This window comes from Ruegeria sp. BC2 (assembly GCF_056539245.1).
In genome coordinates, this window is sequence record NZ_JBQFUQ010000002.1 from 261,359 (window position 1) to 274,381 (window position 13,023).

The window sequence follows — 13,023 nt, forward strand, 5'->3', positions numbered from 1 at the left end:
AATAATTTGATCAAATTTCCAGAATTGCCTTGCCCCAAGGGGGCCGCAGTGACAGAGTGCCCGGGAAAACCGACCGCGCGGTCGAATGAATACGGATCAAGAGGACACGCCATGATCGAGAAACGCGACTTTTACATCAACGGCCAGTGGGTCGCCCCCAGCCAAGCCAATGATTTCCATGTGATCGACCCCTCGACCGAGGAGCCTTGCACGGTGATTTCGCTGGGCGGGCAGGCCGATACCGACGCGGCCGTGGCGGCGGCCAAGGCGGCGCTGCCGGGCTGGATGGCCACCCCGGTCGAAGAGCGCATCGCGCTGGTGGAAAAGCTGATCGAGATCTACCCCACCCGCGCCGAAGACCTCGCGCAAGCGATGTCGATGGAGATGGGCGCGCCGATCGACATGTCGCGCACCCAACAGGTGGGCGCCGGGATCTGGCATCTGAAGAATTTCATTCGCGCTGCAAAGAATTTCCAGTTCGAACGCCCCCTGGGCGACCATGCCCCCAATGACCGGATCATCTACGAGGCGGTCGGCGTCGCCGCTCTGATCACCCCGTGGAACTGGCCGATGAACCAAATCACGCTCAAGGTGGGCGCGGCGGCGATCGCGGGTTGCACGATGGTTCTGAAACCGTCCGAGCAAAGCCCGCTGAACGCGATGATCTTTGCCGAGATGATGCTCGAGGCGGGCTTCCCGCCGGGTGTCTTCAACCTGGTGAACGGCGACGGCGTGGGCGTGGGTTCGCAACTGTCGGGGCATCCGGACGTCGACATGGTCAGCTTCACCGGCTCGACCCGTGCGGGCACGGCGATTTCCAAGAACGCCGCCGACACGCTCAAGAAGGTGCATCTGGAACTGGGCGGCAAGGGCGCCAACGTGATCTTTGCCGATGCCGATGACAAGGCGGTCAAGCGCGGCGTGCTGCACATGATGAACAACACCGGCCAGAGCTGCAACGCGCCCAGCCGGATGCTGGTGCAGCGCCCGATCTATGATCAAGCCGTGGAAACCGCGGCCGAGGTCGCCAATAAGGTCACCGTGGGCCCGGCGATGCAGGAAGGCCGCCATATCGGCCCCGTCGTGAACGAGCTGCAATGGACCAAGATCCAGGCCCTGATCACGAAAGGCATCGACGAGGGTGCGCGCCTGGTCGCCGGCGGTCCCGGTCGCCCCGAAGGGTTCAACAAAGGCTATTTCGTGCGCCCCACCGTGTTTGCCGACGCCAACAACCAGATGACCATCGCGCGCGAGGAGATCTTTGGCCCGGTCCTGACCATGATCCCCTTCGATACCGAGGAAGAGGCCATCGAGATCGCCAATGACACGCCCTATGGCCTGACCAACTATGTCCAGACGCAGGACGGCGCCCGCGCCAACCGCATGGCGCGCAAACTGCGCTCGGGCATGGTCGAGATGAACGGCCAGTCGCGCGCTGCCGGTTCGCCCTTTGGCGGCATGAAACAGTCCGGCAACGGGCGTGAAGGCGGTGTCTGGGGGCTGGAGGACTTTTTGGAGGTCAAGGCCGTCAGCGGCTGGACCCCGGAATAACCCCCGCACGGGAACGCACAAAATGTGGGGCAAGGCGCGGACAGGCACCTTGCCCCGTTTGCGTCAGGCCGGACGCACCACCAGTTGTGGCTCGCCGTTCGACGTATGGCGAGCTGACCGACCGTCCCAGCCGATCTGACCGCTGACGCGCTGGCGAAAGGCCGAGAAGCTGTCAAAGGTCACCACGTCGACCGGGGTGTCGAACTGCAGCGTGATCCGCCGCTGCGCGCCGTCGCCCAGCATCGTCAGGCCGCGGATTTCCCCGGTGAAGGGCTGGCCCAGATAGGTGCCCCGCACGCGGTCTCCGACCTTCAGGTGCAGCCGGTTTCCGGCCATCGCGTGCAACGTGTTCCAGTCGCGCGCGCCGTGCTGATGGGCGATCATCTCAAGCGATTGCGCATGGCTCAGGGCCACGCCGGCGCCACGCAGTTTCTCGCGCAGGCGTTTGGCCTGCACTTTCAACTCGCCCACGGGGGCGATGGTTCGGGTCTGTGTCATGTCTTGCCTCGTTTCCAAAAACGGGCGCGAGTATTGGACGGGGCTCGCCTTGCCATCCGCGCGCCGGGAAAGGGCAACAGATGTGTTTTGAACCGGGTTTCACCAAAGCCAAAGGGCCGCGAGCGGCAGGAGACCCGAACCTGCGCGCCTTGTGGCAGGCGCGCGGGCCTTAGTCAATCAGGCATCGGCCTGCGCCGCCTCATAGGCCAGCATGGCGCGTTTGACGGGCAACCCCCAGTGATAGCCGCCCAGACCCCCCGATTTGCGTAGCGCGCGGTGGCATGGGATCAGCCAGCTGACCGGGTTGCGGCCCACCGCCGTACCCACCGCCCGCACCGCCTGCGGCGTGCCCACGGCCTGCGCGATCTGGGAATAGGTCGTCACCTGGCCCGAGGGGATCTGCATCAGCGCCTCCCACACCTTGATCTGCAAGGGTGAGCCGATCAGGTACAGTGGTGTTGGTTCAAGCCGGTCACTGGCCGCGCCAAAGGCCGACAGGACCCACGGGCGCAGGCGCATCGGATCCTCGACATAGTCAGCCAGGGGCCAGCGCGACAGCATGTCCTGCATCGCGGCCTCTTCGCCGGTCTCGGCGGCAAAGGCCATGCCGCAGATGCCCTTGGCCGTGCCCATCACCAGCGTCGGGCCAAAAGGGCTTTCGAACCAGCCCCAATAGATGGTCAGCCCCGCGCCCTTGCGGGCGTATTCGCCGGGGCTCATCGCCTCCCATTTCAGGAACAGGTCGTGCAGGCGGCCGCTGCCGGACAGACCGACGCCGTGCGCGGTCTCCAGCGTGGTGAACCGCTCGCGCAGCAGCGCCTTGGCATGGCCCAGCGTCAGATATTGCTGGTAGCGTTTCGGCGACACGCCCGTCCAGCGCGAGAACAGGCGCTGGAAATGCGCGGGGCTCATGTCCATCTGGCGGGCCAGTTCTTCCAGTGACAGGGACTCGCCGCCCTGGTCGATCAGCTCGATTGCGCGCCGCATCACGTTGTAGTGGTACCCGGATTCGGATGTCTGGACGTTCATGGCATTCACCTTGCTGTGGCTTGTCCCATCCTAGCCGCGCCGGGCCCGACGGTGCGACCCGAAACTTGCGCATTGCCGGTGCAGCGGGCTTTGGGCTTGTCACCCGGCACCGCGGGCGGCATTAAGGCCCGGATGGCAAAGCAGCTTGATTATCACACGATCCGCGAGATCTTTACCCGGTTCCAGCAAGCCGACCCCGAACCCAAGGGCGAGCTTGAGCATGTGAACGTGTACACACTGGTCGTCGCCGTGGCGCTGTCGGCGCAGGCGACCGATGCGGGCGTCAACAAGGCCACCCGCGCGCTGTTCAAGATCGCGGACACGCCGCAGAAGATGCTCGACCTGGGCGAAGAGGGGTTGATCGAGCACATCAAGACCATCGGCCTGTTCCGCCAGAAGGCCAAGAACGTCATCAAGATGTCGCGCATCCTGGTCGAGGACTACGGCGGCGAGGTGCCCAACTCGCGCGCGGCGCTGCAGTCGCTGCCGGGTGTCGGGCGCAAGACCGCGAACGTGGTGCTGAACATGTGGTGGCGATACCCGGCGCAAGCGGTGGACACCCATATCTTTCGCGTCGGCAACCGCACCGGCATCTGCCCCGGCAAGGACGTGGACGCCGTGGAACGCGCCATCGAAGACAATATTCCCGTGGACTTTCAGCTTCACGCCCATCACTGGCTGATCCTGCACGGCCGGTACCACTGCAAGGCGCGCAAGCCGCAATGCGGCACCTGCCTGATCCGCGACCTGTGCCAATTCGAGGACAAGACCCTATGAAAACCTATCACCTGACCGGCATCGGCAACGCCGTTGTGGACGTCATCTCTCAGGCCGACGACAGCTTTCTCGAGATGATGGGGATCGAGAAGGGCATCATGCAGCTGATCGAACGCGAACGCGGCGAGGTGCTGTATGCAGCCATGGAAAACCGGGTGCAGACGCCGGGCGGGTCGGTGGCCAACACCATCGCGGGCGCGGGTGCGCTGGGTCTGGACGCGGCCTTCATCGGGCGGGTGCATGATGATGCACTGGGCCGGTTCTATGCCGATGCGATGAACGAGGACGGCGTGGATTTCGTAAACCCGCCCGTGCCGGGGGGCGAACTGCCAACCTCGCGCTCGATGATCTTCGTCTCGCCCGATGGCGAACGGTCGATGAACACCTATCTGGGGATTTCCTCGGAACTGTCATCGACGGACGTGCCGGCCGAGGTGGCGGGTAACAGCCAGATCATGTTCCTCGAGGGGTATCTGTTCGACAAGGAGAAGGGCAAAACCGCCTTCCTCGAGGCCGCGCGCGACTGTCGCAACGGCGGCGGCAAGACCGGTATCGCCATCTCCGACCCGTTCTGCGTCGAGCGCCATCGCACCGATTTCCTGCTGCTGATCGAACACGAGCTGGATTTCGTGATCGGCAACGAGGCCGAGATCAAATCGCTGTTCGAGACCGACGACCTGGAAGAGGCGCTGGCCAAGACCGCTGCGATCTGCCCGCTGGTGGTCTGCACCCGCTCGGGCGATGGGGTGACGGTTCTGCACGACGGCACGCGCATCGATGTACCGGTCGAGAAAGTGGTGCCGGTGGACGCCACCGGCGCGGGCGACCAGTTCGCCGCCGGATTCCTGTTCGGCATGGCGACAGGCCGCGACCTGGAGACCTGCGCCCGCATCGGCAACGTCTGCGCCCGCGAGGTGATCAGCCATATCGGGCCGCGCCCCGAGGCGAACATGCTGGAACTGCTGCGGGACGAAGGGTTGGTTTGAGCGGGGGCACCCGCTCAAAGGCTCACCGCTTCAAAGGCAGGATCTCGGCAATCAAGCCGTCGGGGTCCCGCCGAATCCAGCAGGTGAGCTTGGGCGTAGTTCGGGTGTTCTCCGGCACCAAGCACAGGTTCGCCGTGCTTTGCACACCAAAATTCAGCAACCGGCCACATAGCGCCGGTGGACGCCAGCAAGTTCAACCTGTTCAGTTGAGGGCGCGTGAGTTCCTTACCGGTCTGGCGGGGTCCAGTCCGTCTGGACCGACTCGCGCCGGCTGAGCCGCAGGGCAAGGCCAATGGCCACACCGACGCCGATGGCGACGGTCAGGTCGATGATCACGGTCAGCACCATGGTCAGCACCAACAAGGCCCGGTCGCTGCGCCGGGCGCGGGCGTATTCGCCCCATTTGTGCGGCTCGCTCATGTTCCAGGCCGTGATCATCAGCAGCGCGGCCAACGCCGGCATGGCCAGGTAGCCCGCCGCCGGGGCCGCAACCAGCATGATCAGCAAGATCGTCAGCGCGTGGATGATGCCCGCAACCGGCGTCTTGCCGCCCGCCTTGATGTTCGTCGCCGTGCGCGCGATTGCCCCGGTGGCCGGCAGCCCTCCGAACAGGGCCGAGGCGATGTTGGCCGCGCCCTGGGCCGTCAATTCCGCGTTGGGCCTGTGCTGCCCGCCGATCATCCGGTCGGCGACCATGGCCGACAGCAGCGATTCCACTCCGGCCAGAAAGGCGATCACGACCGCCGAAGGGAACAGCTCGACAAAGCGCGACAGCGACAGGTCGGGCAGCTGGGGCGCAGGCAGGGTCGAGGGCAGATCACCGAACCGCGAATGGATCGTGTCGACCCCCAGCCCCATCAGCGCGACCAGCGCCGAGGCAACGCCGACCGCGATGATCAGCCCCGGAAAACGCGGCGCGATCCGGCGCAGGGCAACGATCAGAACGGCCGCCAGCAGGGCGGTTCCCGTGGCCGGCAGGTTCAGCGTGTCGCGCGCGTCCCATAGCGCGGGTACTTTCTCAAGAAATTCGGCGGGCAGATTTTGAATCGACAGGCCGAAGAAATCCTTGATCTGGCTGGTGGCGATGATGACGGCGATGCCGATGGTAAAGCCGTTGACAACGGCCTCGGGCACGAATGAGATCAATCGCCCGGCCCGGAAATAACCCACGATCAGCAGGATGAACCCTGCCATGAAGGTGGCCATGACCAACCCGTCATATCCGTGTTCGGCAATCACGCCGAACACCACCACGATGAAGGCGCCGGTCGGGCCTCCGATCTGGACCCGGCTGCCCCCCAGCGCCGAAATGACGAACCCCGCGACGATGGCCGTGACCAACCCCTGCGCCGGGTCCGCGCCCGAGGCGATGGCGATCGCCAGGCTCAGCGGCAGGGCCACCATGGCAACCGAAATCCCGGCGATCAGATCCGCCGTAAACTGAGCCATGTCATAGGTTTTGAGCGTCGTCAGAATCTTTGGCTGGCGCATGAAATCCACCATCCGCAAAAGGCCGCTACTTCTGTGCGGCCCGGGAAACGCGCCAGATTTGCGCCGATTTATGCACCGGGTCAAGTGCGGCAGGTGTGCGCAGTCGATGCGCGCGGTCCGTAAAATGCGCCGGAATCGGCAACGCCTGCGCCCGAGAAGTGATCAGCCATATCGGCCCGCGGCCGGATACCCACTTGCCGGAGATGTTGCAGAAAGAAGGGTTGGTCTGAGGTAGAATCTACTTGCTTGGTTCATTTGCGATCACAGTGGTCAAGGTGCGTGTCGTTCGGCTTCTGGTGATTGCAATCGCACCAAGAACCAAAGCGCAGGCTATGGCTTGGGGTGCCGTGATTGCTTCGCCAAAAGCAACAAATCCGACCACGAACATTGTGGGCAATTCTACGCTTCCAACGACCGCGGTTTGAGAGGCGCCGATCAAGGGCGAGCAAATGGTGTAGAGGAGCTGCGGCACAAGCGCCGTGACCAGGCCAATTCCGACAATCAAGATCCAGTCGGATTGTCCCTCCGGGAGCAGCTGTTGCACATCGGCACTCAGAATCAGCGGCAAGAGCCCAAGAACCGATCCCAGGGAAACCGAGGCTATGCGCGCAAGCGGCGCGATTCGGGACAGCCTGTGGACCAAAACACAAATACCGAAACCAAAGCCGAACGGGGCCGCCAGTGCCGCCAATAGAGTTGGTATGTGTTGTGGGGACACGGATGCGGGAGCACCAGCAGTGATTGCCGCCAGAACGATAAGGCCAGAAGCGAGCAAGGCGCGCCGCGTGGGTGCATCAGAGAAAAGCGCCCAGGCAATGACCAATGTAAAAACCGGATAGGTCATGTAGAGCGCGCCCACGGTTGATGCGGGCAAGGCCTCCAACGCCGTCACGTATCCGATCCACCCAAGTCCCATCACGGCTCCTGCCGCAAGGCCCCAACAAATCTCGCGCCAAGCTTTTCGGTGCACGATGAGGACGGGCAGCAGCAGAGTTGCCGCGACGATGTAGCGATAGAACGCGACGGCATAGGGCGCAACGCCCTGCTGCGTCAGACCTCTGCTGAAATAGGGCACCAGCCCAAAGCAGATCGACGCGACAAGAACGCCTGCAACCGCAAGCGCATAGGGAATAGCCGGTCCGGTTTGTGTTGAGCTCCTTGCCATGAACAAGGCCTAGCACAGGTTCGCGAATTTCATAGCAGAGTTCCATGGACTGGGCACTTTGTCCGAAATGCGGAACCCGCTCGGCCGTGGTTTAGTTCATCCCAAATACCCCCAAAACGCCTCCATCACCCGCTCGTAGACCTCGCGCTTGAAGGGCACGATCTCGGCAATCAGGCGGTCGGGGTCCTGCCATTTCCAGCGGGTGAACTCGGGGTGGTCGGTCTCGATGTCTATCTGGTCGTCGGTTCCCAGAAACCGCAGCAGGAACCATTTCTGCTCCTGCCCGCGGAAGCGGCCCTTCCAGATGTGGGGCACGATGTCATGCGGCAGGTCATAGGGCAGCCAGCCGTCGGTCTCGGCCACGATTTCCACGAGGTCGGGAGTGACGCCGATTTCCTCCTGCAATTCGCGCAGGGCCGCCGCGCGCGGAGATTCACCCTCGTCCACGCCGCCCTGGGGCATCTGCCAGGCGTCCTCGAAGCGGTCGTTGCGCTGGCCGACGAAGATCTGGCCCTGATCGTTCATCAGCATCAGGCCCACGCAGGGGCGGTAGGGCAGTTTGGCGATCTGTTCTGGGGTCATGGGCGGGCCTCGTGATGTGGTTGGCCAAGCTGTAGCAACTGGCAAAGCGGCGGCAAAGGGGGTGACGTCAGGTTTCGCGTGACACCGGCGCGGTGCGGCGCGATTGTCGGCCCCGAATTGAGGGAGAGTTTCAAGATGACTGCGTACCCGAACCTGCTGGCCCCGCTGGATCTGGGCTTTACCACGTTGAAGAACCGGGTCCTGATGGGCTCGATGCATACCGGGCTGGAAGAAACCGGCGACTGGAACCGGGTGGCCGAATTCTATGCCTCGCGCGCACGCGGTGGCGTGGCGCTGATGGTGACGGGTGGCATCGGGCCGAACCTCGAAGGCTCGGTCCTGCCGGGGGCGGCGATGATGGCCAGCGACAAGGATGTGGCCAATCATTCCGTCGTCACCGACCGGGTGCATCAGGCGGGCGGCAAGATCGCCATGCAGATCCTGCACGCAGGCCGCTATGCCTATGGGCCGAAATGCGTGGCGCCCAGCCCGGTGAAATCTCCGATCTCGCCCTTCCCCCCCAACGAATTGGACGAGGACGGCATCGAGAAACAGATCAGCGACATCGTGAACGCCGCCGTGCTGGCCCAGAAGGCCGGCTACGACGGGGTCGAGATCATGGGGTCCGAGGGGTATTTCATCAACCAGTTTCTGGTGACCCACACCAACAAGCGCACAGACCGCTGGGGCGGGTCCTATGAGAACCGCATGCGCCTGCCGCTGGAAATCGTGCGCCGCACCCGCGCGGCGGTGGGCACCGATTTCATCATCATCTACCGCCTGTCGATGATCGACCTTGTGCCCAATGGCTCGACCCATGAAGAGGTGGTGCAGCTGGCGCAAGCGGTCGAGAAGGCCGGGGCGACGATCATCAACACAGGCATCGGCTGGCACGAGGCTCGGATTCCCACAATTGCCACCAGCGTCCCGCGCGCGGCCTTTGCCTGGGTGACGAAGAAGCTGATGGGCAAGGTGGGGATTCCGGTCATCACTTCGAACCGGATCAACACGCCCGAAGTCGCCGAAGAAGTGCTGTCGACCGGCTGCGCCGACATGGTCTCGCTGGCGCGGCCGATGCTGGCGGATGCGGATTTCGTGGCCAAGGCGATAGCCGGTGAATCGGCCAAGATCGCGCCCTGCATCGCCTGCAACCAGGCCTGCCTGGATCACACCTTCAGCGGCAAGCTGACATCGTGCCTGGTGAACCCGCGCGCCTGCCACGAGACCGAGCTGGTGATCGAAAAGGCCGCCGCGCCCAAGCGCGTGGTCATCGTGGGCGCGGGTCCGGCGGGCCTGTCCACCGCGATGACGGCGGCTGAACGCGGCCATGACGTGACCGTGTTCGACAAGGCCGACGAGATCGGCGGCCAGCTGAACATGGCCAAGCAGGTGCCGGGCAAGGAAGAGTTCTGGGGCTTGGTGGACTGGTATCGCACCATGCTGGACACGCTGGGCGTCACTGTGGAACTGGGCCGCGCGGTTGGCGCCGACGATCTGGCCGGGTTCGACGAGGTGGTGATCGCCACCGGCGTCAACCCGCGCGACCCGCAGATCCCCGGCGAGGACCGCGACAATGTCGTGAACTATATCGACGTGCTGCGCGACAAGGCCCCGGTGGGCAAATCGGTGGCCGTGATCGGCGCCGGCGGCATCGGCTTCGACGTGTCGGAATACCTGCTCGAGGAAGGCCACTCGCCCACCACCGACCTGCCCTTGTGGATGAAGGAATGGGGCGTCGCCGACCCTGAACAACACCGCTCGGGCCTGGCGCCCGAAGGCCCGCAGCCCGAGGCGCCCAAGCGGCAGGTCACGCTGCTTCAACGCAAGAAGCAGGCGCATGGCAAGGGGCTGGGCAAGACCACCGGCTGGATCCACCGCGCGACGCTGAAGATGAAGGACGTGAACTTCGTGGGCGGCGTGAACTACGAGCGCATCGACGACGAGGGGCTGCATGTCTCATTCGGAGAAGAGCGCGCGGACCCGACGGTTATCAAAGCCGAAACGATTGTCCTTTGTGCCGGACAGGTGCCCGAGCGGTCGTTGGCCGATGCACTGATCGAACGCGGGATCACCCCGCATGTGATCGGCGGCGCGGATGTTGCCGCGGAACTGGATGCCAAGCGGGCGATCAACCAGGGCACGCGGCTGGCCGCTGCACTTTAGGGAAGACCCGTTCCGTCCACTGCCCCAAGGCGAGAACACCCAGACAAAAGAAAGCCACCCGAACGATGCCCGGGTGGCTTTTTTGAGAGTTGAGCCAATTCCCCGCCTTAAACGGAAAAAGTCAGACCTGTCTCGTCCTCGAACAGTACCAGGTATTCCTGGTAGTCCCGAAAGGCGCGGCGCAGAAGAATTTGTGACGCTGGCTTCACGCGCCAGGGCTTCTTGCCCCCGATATAGTGCCACATCTTCGGGTTTCGGCTTGCCTGTTTCAGTTGGTCTCGAAATTCGGCAGAGGTATGCCGGAATTTCGGACTGTGCGCGTCGTACCAAATCTGCGGCCGCGTGTTCCACTGCTGAGGAAGTCTGAGCCACTGGCCCGCAAAAATCTGGTTCATCCGATCCTGCTCGGGCAGGTCGTGGATATGCGGGATCAGCTTGTCGAAATCGCCCAGCTCCTTGCCTGCGGGTGAGTTCCGGATCGCTTCGCAATCCATCAGAAGGATGCCCGCATTGAAGTAGTTCTCGCCGGGCAGAAAGCCCAACCGGATGCTGCGCAAAACGCGCGTCACCGACTTTTGGTGTTCGTGCCCCGGCCTCAGAACACTCTGAAGGGATGGGCGCAGAAAGCGGCCTTCGCCCAAGGTGACCAATCCCATGTCGACACAGGCCCCGATCCCGTGGCCATTCATGTCGAGATCCTGCAACTCGCAGACATCGCCCAGCACAAGAGTGTCGGCGTCAATGAACAAACACCGGCCCGAAAAGAAGTTTGGCAGAAACAACGGCAGCAGCGTGATTTTCGGGTATTTCGTCTTGAACTCTGAAAATCGGCCGAGCGTCTCGGACTGGAACTCCCGATAGCGGACCGTGCCGTTGTCGACGGCGCGGTCCAGCTGTTCGACGGCTGCGATGTCCTGTGCGGTGAAATCCTGACCGAAAATGGTAACGTCAACAGGCCGGCTGGCGTTCTTGACCACGGAATAGGCCGACAGCAATGCGGGATACAGAAAGTTCCGGTTGACCCCAAAAACAACGTTCATTCAAATACCATGGCTCCGCCCCTGATCGGGATCGTGTATAGGCGAGGCAAGCACATGCAATCAAACCGAAACCGTCCCGCCGCTGTCGGCGGGTTGGTCCCGGCGCTGCGGTTGGTCGGTACGGGTTACTCCACGGTGATCGTTATCACCTCGGAAACGATCGGCGTCGCGTGAGGCACATGACCCGCATCGCCCAGGACCAGTTGCAACGTGTGCGTCCCGGGGGCAAGCTCCAACGTGACTTCGGTCTGACCACCGCCAAAGTGCAGGTGGTTGTCATCAGCCGGCAGTCCATAGGCCAATTCGTCGGCCCCGTCCTCACCCTGACCCAATGGGGGGCGATCGACCAGCAAATGGTGATGGCCGGTGTTTTCCTTTTCGGTCCCGGCTGGCGCAACGCCCATACCGCGGAGGCCAAAGACCACCGTCACCGGCGACGTTACCGTGTCGCCGTCCGACAGGTTGACGAAATAGACCTCGGCGTCCGGGTTCGATGGCGTCTCCCCTCCGGCCCAGGCCAAGGGGGCAAACAGGCAAAAAATAGTTGCTAGAATGGCTTTCATGATCTCCTCCCTGGTCACAAAAATGCCATTCTGACTTTAGCACGTTGCGAGAAATTACCAGAAAAGAACACGCAAACAGGGGGCGGATGCAGGCGGGAAACCACTGTTTCCGCGTTTCCGAAGCGCAAACGATCCGATTCAAAACCCTGATATTATCCCATGTCTGCCCAGTTTCCGCCCAGATTGGAGGCGATGGTCGGTCAACGAACAGACGACCTGGGGAACGAGAATGGACCGACTGACAGAAATGGAGGCCTTCGCCAACGTGGTGGACCAAGGTGGTTTCACCGACGCGGCCAAAAAGATGGGCATTTCCAAATCAGCCGTGTCAAAGCACGTGTCGAGCTTGGAGGCCCGCTTGGGCGCGCGTTTGCTGAACCGCACGACGCGCCGCGTGTCGCCGACCGAGATCGGGCTGGCCTATTACGACCGCGCACGCCGCGTGCTGAATGATGCAGGCGAAGCCGACGCGCTGGTGACGTCGATGCAATCGGCGCCTTCGGGTCTGCTGCGCATCAGTGTGGCCACTGATTTCGGGGTGAACCACCTGTCGCCCGTTCTTTCGGGTTTCCTGGCGGCCTATCCCGACATCACCGTGAACATGGTCTTGAACAATCGCTATGTCGAACTGATTTCCGAAGGGTTCGACGTGGCCGTGCGTATCGGCGAACTGGAAGACAGCACCCTGCGCGCGCGCAAGCTGACCGAAACGGTCAAACGCATGGTTGCGGCCCCCAGCTATATCGAGAAGTTCGGGCGCCCGGCAAAGATCGATGACCTCAACGAACACAAGCTGCTGCATTACTCCAGCCAGTCCTCGGGCAACGTCTGGAAGTTGACTGCGCCCTCGGGCGAAAAGAGGCAGGTGCGCACGGCCGGTTGGCTGAGCGTGAACGACGGACAATCCCTGTTGAATGCGGCGATCTCGGGCCTCGGAATCGCTTATCTGCCCAGCTATCTTTACGCGGACGCGCTGAAATCCGGCCAGGTGGTCGACGCGATGCCATCGTTGCCGGACGAGGTTCAGGGCGTCTATGCGGTGTACCCGCCGGGCCGGTTCACCCAGCCCAAGGTGCGGGCGTTCATTGATTTCCTTGTCGAGTCCTTTGCCGAAAAAGGTCCGATGGATTGGTAAGACCTCCCAGTGAAGACTGACCGGCCCGCGCAAATTGCGCGGG

12 protein-coding genes are annotated in these 13,023 nt (G+C 63.0%); 5 read left to right on the top strand and 7 right to left on the bottom strand.

Features of this window, described 5'->3' with window-relative positions:
• Positions 1-111: 111 nt before the first annotated feature.
• A complete protein-coding gene (locus tag ACR0CU_RS11595) occupies positions 112-1,551 on the top strand; it encodes an aldehyde dehydrogenase family protein (protein WP_170447501.1) in 1,440 nt (479 codons plus the stop codon).
• 63 nt (positions 1,552-1,614) lie between these two features.
• Here ACR0CU_RS11595 and ACR0CU_RS11600 read toward each other — a convergent pair whose 3' ends face one another.
• A complete protein-coding gene (locus ACR0CU_RS11600) occupies positions 1,615-2,049 on the bottom strand; it encodes a glyoxalase superfamily protein (RefSeq protein WP_170447499.1) in 435 nt (144 codons plus the stop codon).
• A gap of 177 nt (positions 2,050-2,226) precedes the next feature.
• Positions 2,227-3,078, bottom strand: a complete 852-nt coding sequence (locus tag ACR0CU_RS11605; protein ID WP_170447497.1) for a bifunctional helix-turn-helix domain-containing protein/methylated-DNA--[protein]-cysteine S-methyltransferase — start codon at positions 3,076-3,078, stop codon at positions 2,227-2,229.
• Between the two features lie 132 nt (positions 3,079-3,210).
• On the opposite strand from ACR0CU_RS11605, the gene nth reads away from it, so the two are divergent.
• Complete coding sequence (nth, locus tag ACR0CU_RS11610; RefSeq protein WP_170360575.1) at positions 3,211-3,855, top strand: endonuclease III; 645 nt, start codon at positions 3,211-3,213, stop codon at positions 3,853-3,855.
• Complete coding sequence (locus ACR0CU_RS11615) at positions 3,852-4,841, top strand: adenosine kinase (RefSeq protein ID WP_170447495.1); 990 nt, start codon at positions 3,852-3,854, stop codon at positions 4,839-4,841. Before nth ends, ACR0CU_RS11615 begins: the two co-directional genes overlap by 4 nt.
• Positions 4,842-5,066: 225 nt before the next feature.
• Here ACR0CU_RS11615 and ACR0CU_RS11620 read toward each other — a convergent pair whose 3' ends face one another.
• From ACR0CU_RS11620 to ACR0CU_RS11630, 3 genes are all read right to left on the bottom strand, one after another.
• On the bottom strand, positions 5,067-6,332 hold the full coding sequence (locus ACR0CU_RS11620) for a SulP family inorganic anion transporter (protein ID WP_170447493.1): 1,266 nt from the start codon (positions 6,330-6,332) through the stop codon (positions 5,067-5,069).
• Positions 6,333-6,570: 238 nt separating this feature from the next.
• Positions 6,571-7,497: a DMT family transporter gene (locus tag ACR0CU_RS11625; RefSeq protein WP_170447491.1), complete on the bottom strand. Its 927-nt coding sequence runs from the start codon at positions 7,495-7,497 to the stop codon at positions 6,571-6,573.
• Positions 7,498-7,593: 96 nt separating this feature from the next.
• A complete protein-coding gene (locus tag ACR0CU_RS11630; RefSeq protein ID WP_170447489.1) occupies positions 7,594-8,079 on the bottom strand; it encodes an RNA pyrophosphohydrolase in 486 nt (161 codons plus the stop codon).
• 135 nt (positions 8,080-8,214) lie between these two features.
• Here ACR0CU_RS11630 and ACR0CU_RS11635 point away from each other — a divergent pair, with 135 nt between their 5' ends.
• Complete coding sequence (locus ACR0CU_RS11635; protein ID WP_170447487.1) at positions 8,215-10,242, top strand: NADPH-dependent 2,4-dienoyl-CoA reductase; 2,028 nt, start codon at positions 8,215-8,217, stop codon at positions 10,240-10,242.
• A 107-nt stretch (positions 10,243-10,349) separates the two neighbouring features.
• Here the strand turns inward: ACR0CU_RS11635 and ACR0CU_RS11640 are convergent, their stop codons facing one another.
• Both ACR0CU_RS11640 and ACR0CU_RS11645 read right to left on the bottom strand, forming a co-directional pair.
• Positions 10,350-11,282, bottom strand: a complete 933-nt coding sequence (locus ACR0CU_RS11640) for a glycosyltransferase family 8 protein (protein ID WP_170447485.1) — start codon at positions 11,280-11,282, stop codon at positions 10,350-10,352.
• Positions 11,283-11,407: 125 nt separating this feature from the next.
• Positions 11,408-11,845, bottom strand: a complete 438-nt coding sequence (locus ACR0CU_RS11645; protein ID WP_170447483.1) for a DUF4399 domain-containing protein — start codon at positions 11,843-11,845, stop codon at positions 11,408-11,410.
• Between the two features lie 229 nt (positions 11,846-12,074).
• On the opposite strand from ACR0CU_RS11645, the gene ACR0CU_RS11650 reads away from it, so the two are divergent.
• Positions 12,075-12,980 (top strand): LysR family transcriptional regulator, encoded by a 906-nt coding sequence (locus tag ACR0CU_RS11650; protein WP_093964122.1) that lies wholly within the window; start codon positions 12,075-12,077, stop codon positions 12,978-12,980.
• Positions 12,981-13,023: the final 43 nt, after the last annotated feature.

Coding starts and splice junctions, on each gene's coding strand:
- ACR0CU_RS11640 (WP_170447485.1), bottom strand. CDS start 11,282: ATGAACGTTGTTTTTGGGGTCAACCGGAACTTTCTGTATCCCGCATTG.
- ACR0CU_RS11635 (WP_170447487.1), top strand. CDS start 8,215: ATGACTGCGTACCCGAACCTGCTGGCCCCGCTGGATCTGGGCTTTACC.
- nth (WP_170360575.1), top strand. CDS start 3,211: ATGGCAAAGCAGCTTGATTATCACACGATCCGCGAGATCTTTACCCGG.
- ACR0CU_RS11645 (WP_170447483.1), bottom strand. CDS start 11,845: ATGAAAGCCATTCTAGCAACTATTTTTTGCCTGTTTGCCCCCTTGGCC.
- ACR0CU_RS11595 (WP_170447501.1), top strand. CDS start 112: ATGATCGAGAAACGCGACTTTTACATCAACGGCCAGTGGGTCGCCCCC.
- ACR0CU_RS11615 (WP_170447495.1), top strand. CDS start 3,852: ATGAAAACCTATCACCTGACCGGCATCGGCAACGCCGTTGTGGACGTC.
- ACR0CU_RS11630 (WP_170447489.1), bottom strand. CDS start 8,079: ATGACCCCAGAACAGATCGCCAAACTGCCCTACCGCCCCTGCGTGGGC.
- ACR0CU_RS11620 (WP_170447493.1), bottom strand. CDS start 6,332: ATGCGCCAGCCAAAGATTCTGACGACGCTCAAAACCTATGACATGGCT.
- ACR0CU_RS11600 (WP_170447499.1), bottom strand. CDS start 2,049: ATGACACAGACCCGAACCATCGCCCCCGTGGGCGAGTTGAAAGTGCAG.
- ACR0CU_RS11650 (WP_093964122.1), top strand. CDS start 12,075: ATGGACCGACTGACAGAAATGGAGGCCTTCGCCAACGTGGTGGACCAA.
- ACR0CU_RS11605 (WP_170447497.1), bottom strand. CDS start 3,078: ATGAACGTCCAGACATCCGAATCCGGGTACCACTACAACGTGATGCGG.
- ACR0CU_RS11625 (WP_170447491.1), bottom strand. CDS start 7,497: ATGGCAAGGAGCTCAACACAAACCGGACCGGCTATTCCCTATGCGCTT.